General features: G+C 65.2%; 18 protein-coding genes. 6 read left to right on the forward strand and 12 right to left on the reverse strand.

From position 1 onward, the window contains the following. Positions 1 to 211: 211 nt before the first annotated feature. Positions 212 to 1,147 carry a transporter substrate-binding domain-containing protein gene (locus tag P6U31_RS34370; RefSeq protein ID WP_407190037.1) on the forward strand — a complete coding sequence of 312 codons (936 nt, stop codon included), beginning with the start codon at positions 212 to 214 and terminating at the stop codon, positions 1,145 to 1,147. Positions 1,148 to 1,321: 174 nt separating this feature from the next. Continuing rightward, a complete protein-coding gene (locus P6U31_RS34375) occupies positions 1,322 to 2,965 on the forward strand; it encodes a lysine--tRNA ligase (protein WP_407190038.1) in 1,644 nt (547 codons plus the stop codon). Between the two features lie 6 nt (positions 2,966 to 2,971). Here P6U31_RS34375 and P6U31_RS34380 read toward each other — a convergent pair whose 3' ends face one another. Together P6U31_RS34380 and P6U31_RS34385 are read right to left on the reverse strand one after the other, a co-directional pair. Next, entirely contained in the window at positions 2,972 to 3,724 is a 753-nt protein-coding gene (locus tag P6U31_RS34380) for a carbonic anhydrase (protein ID WP_407186031.1), read from the reverse strand. 131 nt (positions 3,725 to 3,855) lie between these two features. After that, entirely contained in the window at positions 3,856 to 4,509 is a 654-nt protein-coding gene (locus P6U31_RS34385; RefSeq protein WP_407186032.1) for a helix-turn-helix transcriptional regulator, read from the reverse strand. A gap of 294 nt (positions 4,510 to 4,803) precedes the next feature. Here P6U31_RS34385 and P6U31_RS34390 point away from each other — a divergent pair, with 294 nt between their 5' ends. Beyond that, on the forward strand, positions 4,804 to 5,148 hold the full coding sequence (locus P6U31_RS34390) for a DUF952 domain-containing protein (RefSeq protein WP_407186033.1): 345 nt from the start codon (positions 4,804 to 4,806) through the stop codon (positions 5,146 to 5,148). Then, positions 5,145 to 6,242, forward strand: a complete 1,098-nt coding sequence (locus P6U31_RS34395) for a quinone-dependent dihydroorotate dehydrogenase (RefSeq protein WP_407186034.1) — start codon at positions 5,145 to 5,147, stop codon at positions 6,240 to 6,242. The genes P6U31_RS34390 and P6U31_RS34395 overlap by 4 nt, the downstream gene beginning before the upstream one ends. 20 nt (positions 6,243 to 6,262) lie before the next feature. On the opposite strand, the gene P6U31_RS34400 is transcribed toward P6U31_RS34395, so the two are convergent. From P6U31_RS34400 to P6U31_RS34420, 5 genes are all read right to left on the reverse strand, one after another. Next, positions 6,263 to 7,588 (reverse strand): MATE family efflux transporter, encoded by a 1,326-nt coding sequence (locus P6U31_RS34400; protein WP_407186035.1) that lies wholly within the window; start codon positions 7,586 to 7,588, stop codon positions 6,263 to 6,265. 2 nt (positions 7,589 to 7,590) lie between these two features. Further along, the gene (locus P6U31_RS34405; RefSeq protein ID WP_407186036.1) at positions 7,591 to 8,325 is read right to left on the reverse strand and encodes an MBL fold metallo-hydrolase; all 735 of its coding nucleotides are present in this window, start codon (positions 8,323 to 8,325) and stop codon (positions 7,591 to 7,593) included. A 21-nt stretch (positions 8,326 to 8,346) separates the two neighbouring features. Then, entirely contained in the window at positions 8,347 to 8,652 is a 306-nt protein-coding gene (locus P6U31_RS34410; protein WP_407186037.1) for a DUF6460 domain-containing protein, read from the reverse strand. Positions 8,653 to 8,924: 272 nt separating this feature from the next. Then, positions 8,925 to 10,586, reverse strand: a complete 1,662-nt coding sequence (locus P6U31_RS34415; RefSeq protein WP_407186038.1) for an ATP-dependent DNA ligase — start codon at positions 10,584 to 10,586, stop codon at positions 8,925 to 8,927. Further along, entirely contained in the window at positions 10,583 to 11,620 is a 1,038-nt protein-coding gene (locus P6U31_RS34420) for a ligase-associated DNA damage response exonuclease (RefSeq protein WP_407190039.1), read from the reverse strand. Before P6U31_RS34420 ends, P6U31_RS34415 begins: the two co-directional genes overlap by 4 nt. Before the next feature lie 172 nt (positions 11,621 to 11,792). Between P6U31_RS34420 and P6U31_RS34425 the strand changes: the two genes are divergently transcribed. Together P6U31_RS34425 and P6U31_RS34430 are read left to right on the forward strand one after the other, a co-directional pair. Beyond that, the gene (locus P6U31_RS34425) at positions 11,793 to 12,719 is read left to right on the forward strand and encodes a methyltransferase domain-containing protein (RefSeq protein ID WP_407186039.1); all 927 of its coding nucleotides are present in this window, start codon (positions 11,793 to 11,795) and stop codon (positions 12,717 to 12,719) included. A 115-nt stretch (positions 12,720 to 12,834) separates the two neighbouring features. Next, the gene (locus P6U31_RS34430) at positions 12,835 to 14,064 is read left to right on the forward strand and encodes an ABC transporter substrate-binding protein (RefSeq protein ID WP_407186040.1); all 1,230 of its coding nucleotides are present in this window, start codon (positions 12,835 to 12,837) and stop codon (positions 14,062 to 14,064) included. Positions 14,065 to 14,191: 127 nt separating this feature from the next. On the opposite strand, the gene P6U31_RS34435 is transcribed toward P6U31_RS34430, so the two are convergent. The 5 genes from P6U31_RS34435 to P6U31_RS34455 all read right to left on the reverse strand — a co-directional run bounded on the left by P6U31_RS34435 (position 14,192) and on the right by P6U31_RS34455 (position 18,982). Beyond that, a complete protein-coding gene (locus tag P6U31_RS34435; protein WP_407186041.1) occupies positions 14,192 to 15,046 on the reverse strand; it encodes an amidohydrolase family protein in 855 nt (284 codons plus the stop codon). A 3-nt stretch (positions 15,047 to 15,049) separates the two neighbouring features. Then, the gene (locus tag P6U31_RS34440) at positions 15,050 to 16,027 is read right to left on the reverse strand and encodes an aldo/keto reductase (protein WP_407186042.1); all 978 of its coding nucleotides are present in this window, start codon (positions 16,025 to 16,027) and stop codon (positions 15,050 to 15,052) included. Between the two features lie 100 nt (positions 16,028 to 16,127). Continuing rightward, positions 16,128 to 17,060: a sugar-binding protein gene (locus P6U31_RS34445; RefSeq protein ID WP_407186043.1), complete on the reverse strand. Its 933-nt coding sequence runs from the start codon at positions 17,058 to 17,060 to the stop codon at positions 16,128 to 16,130. 93 nt (positions 17,061 to 17,153) lie between these two features. Then, a complete protein-coding gene (locus P6U31_RS34450; RefSeq protein ID WP_407186044.1) occupies positions 17,154 to 18,224 on the reverse strand; it encodes an ABC transporter permease in 1,071 nt (356 codons plus the stop codon). After that, positions 18,224 to 18,982, reverse strand: a complete 759-nt coding sequence (locus tag P6U31_RS34455; RefSeq protein ID WP_407186045.1) for an ATP-binding cassette domain-containing protein — start codon at positions 18,980 to 18,982, stop codon at positions 18,224 to 18,226. Before P6U31_RS34455 ends, P6U31_RS34450 begins: the two co-directional genes overlap by 1 nt. Positions 18,983 to 18,989: the final 7 nt, after the last annotated feature.

Below are 18,989 nucleotides of genomic sequence, written 5' to 3' on the forward strand. Positions count from 1 at the left end.
TCTCCCGCTTGCTTGCGGGGGAGCTCGGCGCGCAGCGCCGGGTGGGTGTTCTCTCCACGGAGGGGTTCTCGCCCAAAGGAGGCACCCTCTCCCCAACCCTCCCCCGCACGGGGGAGCGCACCCTGGTCTTGGCCACATTCCGCGCTCGCGTTCCCGGCGGGATGGTCTATAACGCCCTCCGATCCCAATGAAATTCGTTCATTTCCGGCCGATGACTCCATCGCAACAGGCGAAATCGTCGAAATCTGCCCGCGGCTTGCTGACAGGGCTGGCCGTTGGCGCCTGCCTGCTCATGGGCCTGCCCGCTGCCGAGGCCCAGGCTCCCGCCAAACGTCCCCCGGCATCACCCCAGGCCACGCCGCAGGTCGCCCCCCAGGCCGCTCCGCAGGCTGTGCCCGGCTTCTGGGACCCAAGGCGGCGGCCGGAACGTCCGGACCTGTCGCGCCTGACCGTGATCCGCTTCCTGACCGAGACCGATTATCCGCCGTTCAACTACACCGGCGCCGACGGCAACCCGGCCGGCTTCAACGTGGATCTCGCCCGCAGCCTCTGCGAGGAGATCAAGGTCACCTGCACGGTGCAGATGCGCCGCTTCGAGACGCTGGTCGACGCACTCTCCTCGAACCGGGGCGATGCCATCATCGCCTCGATGGCGGTGAGCCCGCAGCTGCGTGCCCGGGTCGACTTCACCGATCCCTATTACCGCGTGCCGGCGCGCTTCGCCTCGCGCAAGGATGCGGTGATGCCGGAAATCCGCCCCGAATACCTCGAAGGCAAGAAGGTCGGCGTCATCGCGGGCTCCGCGCATGAAGCCTATCTCAGGGCCATGTTCACCGACGCCGAGCTGCATCCCTATCAAAGTGACGATGCGCTGCGCGCGGCCCTTCGCAAGGGCGAGGTCGACTTCATCTTCGGCGATGCCATCTCGCTCGCGTTCTGGATCAACGGCACCGATTCCGGCGATTGCTGCGCCTTCTCGGGCGGCCCCTTCGTCGAGAGCCGCTTCTTCGGCGAGGGCATCGGCATTGCCGTGCGCAAGGGTAACGACGTGCTGCGCCAGGCCCTGAACTGGGCGCTGTTTCGGGTCTGGGAAAAAGGCCGCTACACCGATCTGTGGCTGCGGTATTTCTCGGTTAGCCCGTTCTGACCGATCGATCGTCATTCCGGGGCGCGCGAAGCGCGAACTATGGTTCGCAGTTGCGCACCTGAGAATCTCGAGATTCCGGGTTCGATGCTGCGCATCGCCCCGGAATGACGATCGAGACCATTTTTGCATTCTGCCCGGAAATCGCTATTTTCCGCGGCCCGGAGGCCCTTCTTGATGTCCGTTATCGATCCCAATATGAGCCCGAGTGACCTTCGTGCGCTCGCCGAACAATCCAACGCCTGGCCGTTCGAGCAGGCGAAGGCCATTGTCGCGCGGCTGAAGAAGAGCCCGAAGGACGAGGTGCTGTTCGAAACCGGCTATGGGCCGTCGGGCCTGCCGCATATCGGCACGTTCGGCGAGGTCGCGCGCACCTCGATGGTGCGCCATGCCTTCCGCGTGCTCACCGAGGACAAGATCAAGACCCGCCTGCTCGCCTTCTCCGACGACATGGACGGGTTTCGCAAGGTGCCTGACAACCTCCCCAACAAGGAGATGCTGGCGGAGCATCTCGGCAAGCCGCTGACGCGGGTGCCGGATCCGTTCTCCAACGAGCACCCCTCGTTCGGGCACCACAACAATGCGCGGCTCCGCGCCTTCCTCGATCATTTCGGCTTCGACTACGAATTCGCGAGCTCAACCGACTATTACACGTCCGGTCGCTTCGACGCGACGCTGCTGAAGATGCTCGCCGCCTACGACAAGGTGATGGAGATCATCCTGCCGACGCTGGGCCCCGATCGCCGCGCCACCTATTCGCCGTTTCTTCCGATCAGCAAGACCACCGGCATCGTGCTGCAGGTTCCGATGATCCGCCGCGACGTTGCGGCCGGCACGGTGACTTATGTCGACCCCGATACGAACCAGGAGGTCGAGACGCCGGTCACCGGCGGCAACGTCAAGTGTCAGTGGAAGGCCGACTGGGCGATGCGCTGGGTCGCGCTCGGCGTCGACTACGAGATGGCCGGCAAGGACCTGATCGACTCGGTGAAGCTCTCGGGCGCAATCGCGAAGGCGCTCGGCGGCACGCCGCCCGAAGGCTTCAATTACGAGCTCTTCCTCGACGAGAAGGGCCAGAAGATCTCGAAGTCGAAGGGCAACGGTCTCACCATCGACGAATGGCTGCGCTACGCCTCGCCGGAATCGCTGTCGCTGTTCATGTATCGCGAGCCGAAGGCGGCCAAGCGATTGTATTTCGACGTCATCCCGCGCAATGTCGACGACTACCAGCAGTTCATCGACGGCTTCGCCAGGCAGGACGGCAAGCAGCAGCTCGGCAATCCGGTCTGGCACATCCACAACGGCAAGCCGCCGAAAGGCGACATGCCCGTCACTTTCCAACTGCTGCTGACGCTGGTGTCGTCATCCAACGCGGAGAATGCCGAGACGCTGTGGGGCTTCATCGGCCGCTATCGTCCCGGTGTGAGCCCGCAGACGCATCCGAAGCTGGATGCGATGGTCGGCTATGCCATCAATTACTATCGGGACTTCGTGGCGCCGACGAAGCAGTTCCGCGTGCCCACCGACACCGAGCGCGCCGCACTTCAGGATCTGCGCGACGCGCTGTCGCAGCTGGCGCCGGACGCTTCCGCCGAGGACATCCAGAACGTCGTCTACGAGATCGGCCGCCGCGAGCCCTTCCTCGACCAGGTCAAGAAGGGCAAGGACGGCCGACCCGGCGTCACGCTGGACTGGTTCAACATGCTCTACCAGGTGCTGCTCGGCCAGGAGAAGGGCCCGCGCTTCGGTTCCTTCGTCGCGGTGTACGGCGTGCAGAACGCGGTGAACATGATCGATGGCGCACTGGCGCGGAGCGCGTGAAGCAGATCAGATCGAGCGCAGCACGTAACGCCTGTTGTCCTTCTGCACCGGCCGCGCGTTCATCGGGTAGAGCTTTGCGAAGGCGGCCACATCTGCGGCCGAGACCTGGATCGGGGTGGTCAGCAACAGCCATTCGACCACTTCCGAACAGGGCGGCGTCGTCAGCGAGCCGGGATAGCGGAAGTAGCTGAGCCGCGGGGGCAGCAAGGCGTGCGGATCGATGCCCGCATCCGCTTTCACGGCGGGTCCTTCGGCCGCGGGCATGGCCTTGACGATCTTGCCGAAGGCCGGGTTCGGCCTGCCCTCAGCCATCAGCACCCCAACCACGGCGAGCCCGCCGGCCTCGTTGCGATGGACGAAATGCGCCTCCATCGGAAAATTCTTGCCGCCGATCATGTGCTCGCTCGGGCGGTGGAAGTGCACCTGAAGCAGCTTGTACTTGACGTCGCCGAGCATCAACGTGCTGCCTTCGGCGAAGTTGAGCTGGATGGTGTGCCCGTTGTTGACGATGGTGTCGGCGCTCTTGCCCCAGTTCAGCTTCAGAACCGGCAATTGCGACTTGATCGTCGCCTCGATATCGATCGGCGATTGCTGCAGGCCGACCGCGCAGGCCTTGTTGGCTGCGTCGAGGTCGCCCCATTTGGCCGGACCGCCGGCGCCTTCATAGCTCCAATGCGCGCCTTCGGCGGCGAAAGCCGGCTTGCACAGCGGGCAAAGCGCCAGACCTGCCAGGGCCTTCAATGCGTGACGGCGATTCATCATATTCCCCCAGGATGAATTGATTCGGCAATGCCGGCGCAACCTATGCGAGAGCGGCCGTGAGTCGCAATGACGATCGGGATGAAACGCTGTCCGCAGGAATGCGGGTGACGATACCGCTAAGGTCGTCGTCACTGGCTCGTCCACACGATGCGCGCCATCCACGCCACCTCGTCCGCCGCCATGGTGCGCAGGGCCTGTGATGCATCGAGCGACTGCAGCTCTACGGCCTTCGCGGTGCGGCGCCTCAGCGTTGCGAGCGTCACCTGCCCTGTCTTGCTTCTCACCACCACGCGATCGCCTTTGCGGATCGGCGCCCCGGGCGACACCAGGACAATGTCGCCGTCGCGATAAACAGGGGCAAACGCATCGCCGGAAATCTCCAACGCAAAAGTGTGGTTGTCGTCCGTGGCCGGAAGCGTGGTTTCGGTCCAGCCCTTGCCCGAGGGAAAGCCGGACTCGTCGAAGGCCCCGCTCGCACCGGCCAATGCCAAGCCGAGCAGCGGGATCGAGCGGCCGTCGCCTGCGCCATCGTCGATCAGCCTCGCAAAGCTTTCGATCGAGGAGTCGGTCGCCGCCAGCGCTTTCGCGATCGATTCGGTCGAAGGCCAGCGCTCGCGGCCGTCCGAGGTGACGCGCTTGGACCTGTTGAAGGTGGTGGGATCGAGCCCGGCACGCTTGGCAAGGCCGGACGGCGACAGACCGGCGCGCGCCGCCAGCCGATCCAGCGCGCCCCAGATCTGGTCGTGGGTGAGCATCCTCTGCGCTTTGGCCTGTCTGACCATGGAAGGTCCAGCCCGTCGCAACTCAGGAAAACTGTCCTCAAATCAACCGGTTTTCCGTTTTTCGCGCAAGGGGCTACGGCAGACCGCATTTTCAAGTGAGGCGGGTACGGGTTCGCGGCAGGAAACGCGTGAAAACAGCAATCTGGCGCTCCGTTTCGATTTCATCGGAACGGAAACGGCTCTAGGCCTTGAGTTCGGCAGGGGCGGCCTTTACGGTCGCGCCGGGGGCTTTAAGGACCCGCAACAGACGAAAAAACCCAAAAGACTCAAAGAGCAAACAGGGCTGCGCAAGCGGTGGTCAAGATCTACAAAATCTGTCCGGCTTCGGCCTGGCGCGAAGCGGAACGACAGGGTGTCTACCGGGGCAGCGCGGACGACGCGCGCGACGGTTTCATCCATTTCTCGACTGCCGCCCAGGTTCCCGAGACCCTGCGCAAGCATTATTTCGGCCAGCGCGCATTGTTCCTGATCGAGATTGACGGCGAGGCGTTCGGCAGCGAGCTGCGCTGGGAGCGCTCGCGCAATGACGAGCTGTTTCCGCATCTCTATGGCGAGCTCGATCTCGGCGCTGTCATCGCGGTGATGAACCTCAACATCCGCTCCGACGGCGGCCACGATGTTCCGGAGCTGCTGCCGTGATCCGCGCTTTCGACGCCTTTTCGCTGCCGGTGCTGCGCTGGCTCGATCCCGAAGACGCGCATCGCCTCGCGATCCAGGGCCTGCGCTTCCTGCCGCCGGTCAAGCCGCGCGCCGACGACCCCAAGCTCGCCATGCGCGCCTTCGGGCTGAACTTTCCCAATCCGATCGGCATGGCCGCCGGCTTCGACAAGAGCGCGGAGGTGCCGGACGCGCTGTTGCGGCTCGGCTTCGGCTTCGTCGAGATCGGCACGGTGACGCCGAGACCGCAGGAAGGCAATCCGCGGCCGCGGCTGTTCCGGCTCGAGCGCGACGAGGCCGTCATCAACCGCATGGGCTTCAACAATGACGGCGCGGACGCCGCACTGCGTCGGCTTGCCGCGCGTGCGCAGCACGGTGGCATCGTCGGCGTCAATGTCGGCGCCAACAAGGATTCGCCGGACCGCGTCGCCGATTACGTCAAGCTGATCGAGACCTTTGCGCCGGTCGCGAGCTATTTCACCGTCAACGTCTCCTCGCCGAACACGCCGGGCCTGCGCAATTTGCAGGAAGGCGCGCTGCTCGACGATCTCCTCGCGCGGGTGATCGACGCACGCGAGCGGGTGCGGCAGAAGGCCGGCGACACGCCGGTGCTGCTCAAGATCGCGCCGGATCTCAGTCTCGCCCAGCTCGACGACGTCGTCCAGGTCGCGCGCTCGCGCCGGGTCGACGGCATGATCGTGTCGAACACGACGATCGCGCGGCCGAGCACGCTGCGGGAGCAGATGCGCGCCAAGGAGCAAGGCGGCCTGTCCGGCCGGCCGCTGTTCCGCCTGTCGACGCGGATGGTGGCGGAGACCTATGTGCGCGTCGAGGGTGCGTTCCCGCTGATCGGTGTGGGCGGGGTGGATTCCGGCGGCGCCGCGCTGACCAAGATCCGCGCAGGCGCGAGCCTGATCCAGCTCTATTCGTCGCTGGTCTACAAGGGCCTCGGCCTCGTCGATGAGATCAAGCGCGACCTCACCTCGACGCTGCTCCGCACCGGGCGGGATTCACTGTCCGAGATCGTCGGCGCCGATGCCGCGACGCTGACGGCGGAAGACTGGCCGGCGGTGTAAGGCGGTCCGGGACACGAGCGCTACGATTTCGCGAACGTCGCCTTGAACTGCGCCGGATAACGCGCCGCCTGCAAGCCGCCGCGCGAGAGGTAGGAGGCCATCAGCGCGCACCACAGCCCGGCATTGCCGAGCGATTGCAGCGCCCACCAGGTGACGAGGAAGATCCCAAGCGAGGCCAGCATCAGATTGCGCATCTCGCGCGCCCAGGTCGCGCCGATATAGATTCCGTCGAACCCGAAGGCGAACACGCCCGGGATCGGCGCGAGCACGACGAACGGCAGGAATTCGCGCGCGGCGCGGCGGACGTCCTCGCTCGCCGTCATGAAATCGATCAGCGCCGGCCCGAACAGCGCGAACAGCACGGCCACGACGATTGCGAAGCCGAGCCCCCAGAGCAGCACCAGCCGGGTCGAATCGGCAAAGCCCTTTGCATCGCGCGCGCCTAGGGTGCGGCCGCAGAGCTGCTGGGCTGCGTTGGCAAGACCGTCGAGGAAGAAGGCGCTGACCAGCAGGAAATTGTTGAGCACGGAGTTGGCGGCCAGCGTGACGTCGCCGGCCTGCGCGCCCTTGGCGGTGAAGAACAGGAACACGGTGATCAGCGCCGCCGTGCGGATCATGATGTCGGAATTCACCGCCAGCATCCGCAACAGCTTCTCGCGGTCGAGCAGCGTCGCGCAGGGCACGGCGAAGCCGCCGTCGGCATAATGACGGCAGACGATCACGCCGAGGGCGAACCCGATCGCTTCCGACAACAGCGCGGCGATCGCGGCACCGGCAATGCCGGCGTCGTAGATCAGCACCAGCAGGATCGTCGCCGCCATGTTGACGAGATTGATCACGACCTGAAGCAGCAGTGCTGAATTGGCGCGCGCCCGGCCGATCAGCCAGCCGAGGATGACGTAATTGGCGAGCGCGAACGGCGAGGACCAGATCCGGATCGTGAAGTAGGTCTTCGCAGCCCGCGTCACACCCTCGCTGCCGCCCATGAGCTCGAACAGCACTGCGGCCAGCGGCAGTTGCAGGACGATCAGCGCGGCGCCGATCAGAGCAGCGACGATGAAGCCGCGGGCCAGGATCGCGCTCGGCTCGCCCTTGTCACCTGCGCCCAGCGACTGCGCAGTGAAGGCGAGCGTGCTCATGCGCAGGAAGCCGAACAGCCAGAACAGGCAGTCGAAGATGATCGACGCGATCGCGACGCCGCCGAGCAGCGCGGCATCATCGAGCCGTCCGATCGCCGTGGTCGAGACCACGCCGATCAGCGGCGTGGTCAGGTTCGCGATCATCGCGGGACCTGCGATGGCGAACACGTCTCGCGTGCCAACCCTGGGATGGACGGGCGCGTGCATGGTCAGAACACGACGACCATGCCGTCCTCGGCCGCCATGTAGGGCAGCGTGTCGAGACGCGCCAGCATGTCGTCGCTCATATGGGTAAGGACGAGGCGTTTTGCGCCGATGTCGGGCAGATGCTGTTCCAAGGTTTTCAGGCTGAGATGGTTCTTGACCACCTTCTCGTACATATAAGCCTCGGCGATGAAAAGGTCGGCGCCATGCGCCAGCGGAATGAGCGTCTCCGTCCATTCCGTATCGGCGCTGTAGGCGAGCGTGCGGCCCTCGGCCTCGACGCGATAGGCCAGGAAGGGGCCGCCGGATTCGCCGTGCACCACTTGGTAGGGCGTCACCGTCACGGTGCCGAAAGCCCGGCTTTGCTCGGGTGCGAGCTCGATGACATCAAGCTCGAAGCGCTGCTTCGTCTTGGAGGAGTGCTCGAACAGAACCTCCATCACCTCACGCAGCCGCCGCTCGATGCCTTGCGGGCCGGCGATCGTCAGCGGCCTTGTCCGCCGCGAGAATTGCGCGTCGAGCAGGACGAACGGCAGCCCGGCAAAATGGTCACCGTGGAAATGCGTGATCAGGACGAGATCGATTTCGTTGCGGTCGATCTCCAGCCGCTTCAACGCCGGCAAAGCCGACGCGCCGCAATCGATCAGGAAGTTGGCCTCGCGCCCAGAGACGTGGAAGCAGGTGTTGAGCCGGCCGCCGGAGCCGAAAGCATCGCCGCAGCCGACAAAGCGCAATTGCATTGGCTGCGAGCTCCCGAATCCTTAACGGCCACGCGGCGCGCCGAACACGCGCGACAGCAACCAGATCGGGATCACGATGACCGCGCCGAGCAGGAAATAGCGCCAGAGCCAGTTCACCGCGTCGAAGCCGAGATCCCAGAGCCGCTGGAACAACAGGCGAATGCTGTAGATGATGTTCCAGGGATCGAAGCCGATCGCCGCCAGCACGACGCCGACCAAGATCGAGAGCAGGACCAGGCGAAACGCGACCGCCAGCGGCGAGCCGCCGAGAAAGCGGTTCAGGCCGTCACTGCGGCCGGCCGGCAAATCTCTGACGTCTTGGACCATCGCAAACTCCTCAGTCGGATTCGAACCCATTATAGGGCACGGCGAGGCACATGGGGAACCCGCAAGGGGGCGTCAATCGGGTTACGGGAGTTTAATTCGGGCAAACGCGTGCTGCGAGCTCGCTGTCCAGCGGATGGATGGGTAACAAAACAGACCGGATGGATAGGTAACAGTCGTTCATGGTTCGGTCCGGTGCGGAGACAGCCCTCGCCCCCACCCTCTCCCGCAAGCAGGCGAGGGAGCGCACTTCCAGCGGAACGACGATTCACGTCTCACATCTCAATCTCCGCCGCCTCCGCCTTCAGCATTCTCTCCAGCGTCTCCAGCCGGTCTGCCTCCCGCGGCGGCTTGTCCCAGCGCAGGCGGCTGATGCGGGGAAAGCGCATGGCAACGCCAGACTTGTGCCGCGGCGAGCGCTGCAGGCCCTCGAACGCCACCTCCAGCACCAGCCCCTTGTCGCCCTCGTGCACGACATGGCGGACGGGACCGAATTTTTCGGTGGTGTTGCGGCGGACGAAGCGGTCGATCTGCAGCAGCTCCTCGTCCGTGAAGCCGAAATAGGCCTTGCCAACCGGCACCAGCTCGTCGCCGGCATCGCCTTTGGTCCAGACGCCGAAGGTGTAGTCGGAATAATACGACGAGCGCTTGCCGTGACCACGCTGCGCATACATCAGCACGGCATCGATGATGTGCGGATCGCGCTTCCACTTCCACCATTGGCCCTTCGGCCGGCCCGGCAGATAGGGCGCATCGCGCCGCTTCAGCATCACGCCCTCGACCGCGTCTGCGTCTTCGCCGGCGCCGGCACTCGCCGGATTGGCGCGCGCGGCGGTCAAGGCTTCCCAGCTTGCGAAGGGAACGGTTGGCGACAGATCGATGCGGGGATCGCCGAGCTTTGCGACGAAGCTCTCAAGCCGCTCACGCCGCTCGGCGAACGGCAGCTCGCGCAGATCGTTCTCGTCGTCGCCGAGCAGATCATAGGCGCGCAGATGGATCGGAAACTCCTTGATCAGCTTCGGCGAAACGACCTTGCGGTTGAGCCGCTGCTGCAGGACGTTGAAACTCTGCACCCTGCCCTCACGCAGGATCAGGAGCTCGCCGTCGATCGCGCCCGGCAGCCGCAGCGATGGCACGAGATCCGGGAAGCTGCCCGTGATGTCCTCGCCGGTGCGCGAATAGAGCCGCGCCGTGACGTGGCCGCGATCGTCGCGCCCCGCCACCGCCTGCACGCGGATGCCGTCCCATTTCCATTCGGCGATGTAGTCGGCGGGATCGAGGGCGGCGAAATCGCTGTCCTCGATCGCATGCGCCAGCATCACGGGCCGGAACGGCGCGGGGTCGCGATTGACCGGCTTCTCGGCACGGCCCTCCAGCCAGGCGAACAGGTCGAGATAGGGCGGTGCGAGACCCGGCCAGATCAGCTCGACCTCATGCGGGTCCTTGTCGCCGAGCGCGGCGGCCGCAGTCTTGGCGAGGCGCGCGGAGATGCCAATCCGAAGCGCGCCAGTGACGAGCTTCAGGAGGGCCCAGCGGCCGGTCTCGTCGAGCTCGTCGAGCCAGCGCTCGAGCTGCTTCGGCAGCTCGGTCTTGCCGAGCGTGCGCAGCGTGGTGACGACCTCGGTGAGCGTCGGGGGTGGCGGGTTGTTGTGGGCGGTGAGCGCCGTCTTCGGCCACATCAGCGCCACCGTCTCCGAGAGATCGCCGACATAATCGTAACTCAACCCGAACAACACCTCATCCGTGCGCGATGCAATGAGATCGCGGATCAGCGCCGGCTTGGCATGTTTGAAACTGAGTGCGCCGGTCAGCGCCGCCAGCGCATAGCCGCGATCGGGATCGTCGACCTCCCGGAAATAATTGGTGATCAGACGCAGCTTGTTGTTGCGGCCGGGCTCGTAGGCGAGCCGGTCGAGCAACTCGGCGAAGCGGTTCATGCTTCGGCCCCATCTTGAAGCGGCGTCTCGCTCTCCTCCTCATCGCCGTAACCGACGAGATCGAGCGGCTGCGCTTTCAGACCTTTGCTTCGGCACCAATGCACCAGTGCATCTTCCTGGCCGTGCGTGACCCAGATCTCGCCGGCGCCGCTCGCACCGATCGTGGCGGTGAGGCCGTCCCAGTCGGCGTGATCGGAGATCACCAGCGGCAGCTCGACGCCGCGCTGCCGCGCCCGGGCGCGCACCCGCATCCAGCCCGAGGCAAAGGCGGTGACCGGATCGGGAAAGCGCCGTGTCCAGAGATCGGAGGTTGCCGAGGGCGGCGCCAGCGTGATGGTGCCGGCGAGCGCCGCCTTCTTGACGCCCTTGACCGGCCTGAGCTCGCCGAGCTCGATGCCGCGGCTCTGGTAGTAATGCGTGATCGTCTCCATCGCGCCATGCAAATAGATCGGCGCGTCAAAACCGGCTTGCCGCAGCAGCTTGATTACGCGCTGCGCCTTGCCGAGCGAGTAGGCCCCGACGAGATGCGCGCGCTCCGGAAACAGCGCGACGGAGGCGAGCAGTTTCTTGACCTCGTCGCTCGCATCGCCATGCCGGAACACTGGCAAGCCGAAGGTGGCTTCGGTGATGAAGACGTCGCAGGGCACCAGCTCGAACGGCGTGCAGGTCGGGTCGGGCGCATCCTTGTAGTCGCCGGAAGCGACGATGCAGGTATCCTTGCACGTGACGGCGATCTGTGCGGAACCCAGCACGTGGCCGGCGGGGTGAAACTTCACGCGGACGTCGCCGAGGCGGACCTCCTCGCCATAGCGGATCGCTTGCGTCGATCCGGCAAAGTTCTCGCCATAGCGCAGCCGCATCATGTCCAGCGTTTCCTGCGTCGCCAGCACCGCGCCATGGCCGGCGCGGGCATGGTCGGAATGGCCGTGGGTGATCACGGCTCGCTCGACCGGGCGGACGGGGTCGATATGGAAGCCGCCAGGCTTGCAGCACAGGCCGGCAGCAGTTGGCAGCAGGATGTCTTGGGGACGCATGATGGTCATATAGGCAGCGGTGACCCGATATTCACGCGTCATGCGCGGGCTTGACCCGCGCATTCATCGCCCTAAACAGTTCCTTTTTGATGGATTGCCGGGCCTTCGCCCGCCGGAGGGGCTTCGGCCCCGCAGGCGCGGTCAAGCCCGGCAATGACGAATTGGTTCCCCAATGCCGCTCCGCCTGTTCCAGACCTCCGGCGATCTCATGGCCGACCGCCGTTTCGAGTTCGCGCGCGACCTCCAGCTCAAGAGCGATCTGCCGGCCGCCGCCGACCTGATCGAGCAGGCCATCGAGCTGGCGCCGAACTTCACCTCAGCCTGGTTCACGCTGGGCGAGATTCGCCAGCAGCTTGGCCAGCGCGACAAGGCGATCGAAGCGTTTCGCAAGGCGCGGGACTGCGACCCCTGGGATCAGCACGGCGCCGGCCTGCACCTGATGCGTCTCGGCGACGCCGAGATGGCGGAAATGCCCAAGGCCTACGTGCAGGCCCTGTTCGACCAGTACGCGCCGCGCTTCGAGCACGCACTGATCAACGATCTCGGCTATCGCGCCCCCGCGCTGATCTTCAAGGCGGTGCTGGCGGCGCGCGTCGCTGCGAAGAAGCCGGCCTACTTCAAGCGCACCATCGATCTCGGCTGCGGCACCGGGCTCGCGGCCGCGGCCTTCGCCAAACAGGTCGACCATTTCACCGGCATTGATCTGTCGCCCGGCATGATCAAGGAGGCGCGCGCCACCAACCTCTACGCCGAGCTCGAAGTCGCCGACATGATCGAGGGCCTGCGCAGCAAGAGTGACGGTTGCGCAAACCTCGTCGTGGCCGCGGACGCCTTCGTCTATCTCTCCGATCTAGCGCCGGTGCTGACCGAAGCGAAGCGCGTGCTCGTCTCAGGCGGCGTGCTCGCCTTCACGCTGGAGACGCACGACGGTAGCGGCATCGTGCTCGGCGAAGGCCTGCGTTATGCCCATTCGGCGGAATATGTGCGCGGCGCGATTGCGAAAGCCGGACTGAAGCTGCTGACGCTCGAACCGGCCTCGCCGCGTAACGAGAACAACGAGCCGGTGCGCGGCCTCGTCGTGGTCGCCGAGAAAACTTGAGTCTAGGCGCTAACACCCTGGAATTTAAGCGTCATTGCGTCGCAAAGCAGCGACTTCCCACTTGCGAGCCGTGCTGCGATGCCAGCACAATGCGCGCACCAGGGAGAAAACAATAATGGCCAAGAATCCATCGCGGCGCGATTTCAACGCGGCCGCGCTCGCCACCATCGCTGCATCCACCTTGCCCGCGCCCCACGTCTGGGCCGCCGAGAAAAAATACGATGCCGGCGCCAGCGACACCGAGATCAAGATCGGACAGACCGTGCCGCATTCCGGTCCCGGCTCGCTTTACGGCGTGCTGGGTCGCATCGGCGAAGCCTATTTCCAGATGCTGAACGAGAAGGGCGGCATCAACGGACGCAAGGTCAAGTTTCTCACCATGGACGATGCCTATAGCGCGCCGAAATGCGTCGAGGCGACGCGGCGCCTGGTCGAGCAGGAAGAGGTGCTCGCGCTGTACGGCTCGCTCGGCACCGCGCCGCAGACGGCCGTGCACAAATACCTGAACTCCAAGGGCGTGCCGCAGCTGCTGCTCAACACCGGCGCCTCGAAGTGGAATAACCCGAAAGAGTTCAAATGGACGATGGCGGGCCTGCCGCTCTATCCGACGGAGGCGCGCATCCTGGCCCGCCACGTCGTCAGCGTGAGCCCGAACGCTAAGGTCGGCATCCTCTACCAGAACGACGATTTCGGCCGCGACTTCCTGGGGCCGTTCAAGAAGGTGCTGGCCGATGCCGGCGGCACCGCCAAGGTGATCATGGAGCAGACCTATGATCTCACCGACCCGACCGTCGATTCGCAGCTCATCAATCTCTCGAAATCCGGCGCCGACGTCTTCTACAACATCTCCACCGGCAAGGCCTCGTCGCAGTCGATCCGGAAAGTCGCCGAGCTCGGCTGGAAGCCGCTGCAGCTCTTGTCGGCGGGCTCGACCGGCCGCTCGATCCTCAGCGCCGCAGGCCTGGAGAACTGCACTGGCATCGTCGCGATCCGCTACAACAAGGAGGTCGGCCTGCCGAAATGGGAGAAGGATCCCGACGTGATGGCGTTCGAGGAGCTGCGCAAGAAATATCTGCCCAGCATCGACCCGGACAACACCATCGCCTTCGCCGGCTACGGCCAGGCCGTAACCATGGGCGAGATCCTGCGCCGCTGCGGCGACGACCTCACCCGCGCCAACGTGCTGAAGCAGGCCTCGACGCTCGCAGGCTTCCACTCGCCCTATTTCCTCGATGGGGTCACCTACAGTTACACACCCGAGGACTACACGCCGATGAAGACGCTGTTCATCTCCACCTTCACCGGCAAGGACTGGGACATCTCCGACAAGCCGATGTCGGAATAGGGCTTGGCGAATGCGGACATCCTTCGAGACGCCCGCTTCAGGGCGGGCTCCTCAGGATGAGGAACGGAGTGCGCAGCGGTTGCTTCAAGGGACATGGTGCCGCTTAGCCTCATCCTGAGGAGGCGCCTCAGCCCCGTCTCGACGCCAGCCGATACGCCTGTGCGGCATTCACGCCGAACGCCTTGTCTTGCACACGCGGGCCGAGCCTTGCCAGGCAGGCCTCGAGCGCGTTCTTGATTTCGCCGTAGCTCCCGGCGAGCAGGCACACCGGCCAGTCCGACCCAAAGATCAAACGGTCCTCGCCGAAACAGCTGGCGGCGTGCGCGACGAAGGGAGACAGACGCTCCGCATCCCAGTCGTTCCAGACCGCCTCCGTCGCGAGCCCCGAGATCTTGCACCAGACATTCCCGCAAGCCCCGAGTGCCTTGATGCGATCTGACCATTCGGCGCTGCCGCCCTCGGCGATCGGCGGCTTGGCCGCATGGTCGAGCACGAAGCGCGCTTGAGGGAAGGCCTGCGCAGTTGCGATCGCGGCGGACAGCTCGCGGGTGCGGACGAGGAAATCATAGGCGAGATCGTGCGCGAACAGTGCGGTGAGGCCGCGCTGGACGTCCTCGCGGAGGAGCCAATCGGGATCTGCCTCGTCATGCACCTGGTGGCGGATGCCGACGAGCTTGTCCCCGCCCGGCAAGCCGCGCAGCCGATCGAGCGTGTCGCCGAGTGCGCTCTCGGTCAGATCGGCCCAGCCGACGACGCCGATCACCGACGGCGTGGCATGCGCAATGCGCAAGAATTCCTCGGTCTCTTCGAGCGAGGAGCGGCATTGCACCACGATGCTGGCGTCGATACCGTTCGCCTTCAGCAGCGGCGCGAGATCGGCGGGACCGAAGGCGCGACGGATCGGCGTCAGCTCAGGCGCGTCCATCCAGGGATAATCGGCGCGCGCGGGATCCCAGAAATGCTGATGGGCGTCGATAATCATGGCTTACGCTCCCGCCGGCAGCGGCGCCCGCGCATCGACGAGCTTAAGCGTGCGCAGCTCCTGCCAGAACGCAGCCGGCACCGTTTCCTCCGACATCGCGATGTTGTCGGCAATTTCTGCCGCGTTGCGCGCGCCCATCACGGCGACCGTGACCGCCGGATGCGCCATGCAGAACTGGAGCGCGGCGGCTTTCAACGCGGTGCCGTGCTTGCGGCAGAGCGCATCGAGCTCGAGCGCCCGCGCCACCAGCGACGCATCGGCGTCCTGATAGTTGAACTTCGCGCCGGCATGCGGATTGGCCAGGATGCCGCTGTTGTAGATGCCGCCGAGCAGGATGCCGATGTTCCTGGCCTGGCAGAGCGGAAACAGCGCATCGAGTGCGCCCTGGTCGAGCAGCGTGTAGCGGCCGGCGAGCAGGAAGCAATCGACCGGCACGGCTTGCGCGAAGCGAACCGGCATCTCCGACTGGTTCATGCCGGCGCCGATCGCCTTGACCGTGCCGTCCTCGCGCAGGCGCTGGAGCGCGCGGAAGGCACCTCCGACGGCCTGGTCATAGTGATCATCGGGATCATGCACCAGGAGGACGTCGACGCGGTCGAGCCCGAGCCTGGCGAGGCTTTCCTCCACCGACCGCATGACGCCGTCATAGCTGAAATCGAACACCGGCCGCTCGCGCGGCGTGCCCTTGTAGTGCTCATCCTCGCTAGCCGCGCCTTCAGGCACGCGCAGCAGACGGCCGACCTTGGTCGAGATGGCGTAGGACTCGCGCTTCTGCTGCCGCAGGAAGGCCCCTAGCCGCCGCTCGGCGAGGCCAAAGCCGTAGAGCGGCGCTGTATCGAAGAAGCGCACCCCGAGCGACCAGGCGCGCGCGATCGTCGCCTCCGCGTCGGCATCGCTGACCGGGCTGAACAATCCGCCGAGCGGGGCGGAGCCGAGACCGATCGAGGTGACGTCGAGCGAGCCGAGTCGCGAGCGTTTCATTCCCATTGCCTTCCTTCATTCCAATAGTCCAAATCATCTCTCCCGCTTGCGCAAACCGCAAGCGGGAGAGGCGTGCAGGAACGCGGGGCTGGTAGCGCTCCTACTTCAACATCTGCGCGACGTTGTCCTTGGTGACGAGATCGAGGCCGGTGTAGACGATCTCCGGCACCTTCTCGCCTTTCTTGATGGCGAGCAGCGTGTCCATCGCTTTCTCGCCCATCTCGAACGGACGCTGGCCGACCAGAGCATTGGCATAGCCGTCGCGCAGCAGCTCGAGCTGCATCTTCAGCGTATCGGCCACGACCAGCGTGAACTTGCCGGAATCGATGTCCTTCTTGTTCCGGCTGGCGAAGGCCTTGAAGCCTTCGGGCGCGAACATCGGCCAGCCCCCGATGGGAACGATCGCGGCGAGATCGGGCGTTGCGGTGCGCATATCCGTCATCTGCTGGACCGCGAGGGCGGGATCGTCGTTGCAGAAGGTCGGGGAGCCCGCGACCTCGGTCCATTTCGAGCCCTTCAGCGCCTCGCGCACACCATCGACGCGCTCGGCAAGGTTCTTGGCGCCGGGGCCGCCGGAGACCATGGCATATTTGCCGCCGTCGGGCCGCATCTTCAGCAATTGCTTGCCGAGGGCGACGCCGAACTCCTTGTTGTTGGTGCCGATATAGGCGATGCGCTTGGAGCCCGGCGCATCGGCATCGAAGGTGATGACGGGAATGCCGGCCGCCGTCGCCGCCTCGATCGACTTGGTCATGGCCGCGACGTCGGCGACCGAGATGGCGAGGCCATCGACCTTCTGGGTGATGAAATCCTGGATGATCTGCGCCTGCGTCGCCGGCTCGTGCTCGACCGGCCCCTTGTAGATGCACTCGATGTTGCCGAGCTCCTTGGCGCGCTTCAGGCAGCCGTCGCGCGCGAAATCGAAGAACGGATTGTTCATCGCCTTCGGCACGATGACGAAGCGGTAGTTTGCGGCCAATGCCGGCGTCGCCATCATCGCGACGGCGATACCGGCAAGAAGAAGTTTCCTCATTGTCTCCTCCATCCTTGTTTGGTGCCCATCCTCTTGAGAGACGCCCGGGAAGCGGACAGGCGCATTTTTTGTCCTTCCCGAGACGACGTCACGTCAGGTCATCCGCGAGCGGATGCGATCGACCAGCACAGCCAAGATGATGATCACGCCCACCAGCGTCTGCTGCCAGTAGGAGGAGACCTGCGCCAGCACGAGGCCGTTGCGGATCACCTCCAGCAGCACGCAGCCGACGATGGCCCCGAGCGGACCACCGATGCCGCCCGCAAGGTTGGCGCCGCCGATCACGGCCGCCGCGATCACGTTGAGCTCGTAGGACGTCGCCATGTTGGCCGGTGCCGAGCCGAGCCAGCCGGAGATGATGATGCCCTGGAGGCCCGCGGCGAGCGCGCAGATCACGTAGACCTCGATCTTCACCCGCACCACCGGAATGCCGGTGAGTTCGGCCGCCTTCTCGTTGCCGCCGAGCGCGAAGACGTGGCGGCCGAACGCGCTGTGATGCAGCACCACGGCCATCGCCAGCGCGAGGATCACGAGATAGATGAACGGCGCGGGCACGCCGAGCACGTCGCCCGAGGTGAGCGCGTAGAAATAGTCGGCATCCGGCCCTCCCGGAAAGCTGCCGCGGCCGTTGGAGACGACATAGCCGAGCCCGCGCACGATCGAGAGCATGCCAAGCGTGGTGACGAAAGGCGAAAGCCCAAGCACGGCGATGCAGAAGCCGTTAACGAGCCCTGCGATCAGCGCCACGCCGAGTCCGGTGAGGACCGACACCAGCAGGATCAGGCCCGGCACGTTCGCCAGCACGGTCTTGCCGTCGGCCGCCATATGCACCAAAGGTGAGCCGGGCGCCGAAAGCTCGGTCATGACCATGGAGGTGATCATGGCGGAGAAGCACATCATCGACCCCACCGACAAATCGATGCCGCCGGTGATGATGACGAAGGTGACGCCGAGCGTGGCGATGGCGATGAACGAAAAATTCTTCGCCACGTTCTGCATGTTGCCTTGGGTGAAGAAATAGGGGCTGGCGAAATGCATGATCACCAGCAGCACCGCCAGCGCGAGCAGGACGTAGCCGGTCTGCGAGGCGAAGATGCCGCGCTGCCACCATTTGATCCGGCCCACATTGGTGAAGCTGATCGGAGATTCCATGGGCATTGCCATCACGCCGCCTCCTTCGCGCCGGTGATGAGGGCCGTGACTTCCTCCGGCGAAGTCTCGTGGATCGGCGTGTCGGCCCGCTTCTCTCCACGGCGCATCACGATGACGCGGTCACACACCGCGAACACGTCGGGCATGCGGTGCGAGATCAGCATCACCGCAACGCCCTGCTCCTTCAGCCGGTGAATCAGGCCGAGCACCTGCTCGACCTGGCGGACCGAGATCGCCGCGGTCGGCTCGTCCATCATGACGAGTCGCGCATTGGAGAGCCGCGTCCGCGCGATCGCAACCGCCTGACGCTGGCCACCCGACATCTGCTTGACGAGATCGTCGGGACGCGTCTCCGAGCGCAGTTCGCCGAACAGCTCCAGCGCACGCGCCGCCATCGCCTTGTGGTCGAGCAAGGCGACGGGACCGAATTTTCGCTTCAGCTCGCGGCCGAGGAACACGTTGGCCGCGGCCGTCAGATTGTCGGCGAGCGCGAGATCCTGGTAGACGACCTCGATGCCGACGGCGCGGGCATCGACCGGCCGGCTGAAATGGACCACGTTGCCGGCGAAGCGGATCTCGCCGTGGCTGGGACGGAAATTGCCGGCGATGATCTTGACCAGGGTCGACTTGCCCGCGCCGTTGTCGCCCATCAGGCCGACCACTTCGCCAGGCAGGATCTGCATGTCGACATCGTGCAGCGCGCGGATGGCGCCGAATTCCTTGCCGATGCCGGTGAGCTCGAGCACCGGGCTCGTATCAGCATGTGCCATCAGCAAC

Origin of the sequence: Bradyrhizobium centrosematis, assembly GCF_045571495.1 — a bacterium.
Classification (GTDB): Bacteria; Pseudomonadota; Alphaproteobacteria; order Rhizobiales; family Xanthobacteraceae; genus Bradyrhizobium; species Bradyrhizobium centrosematis.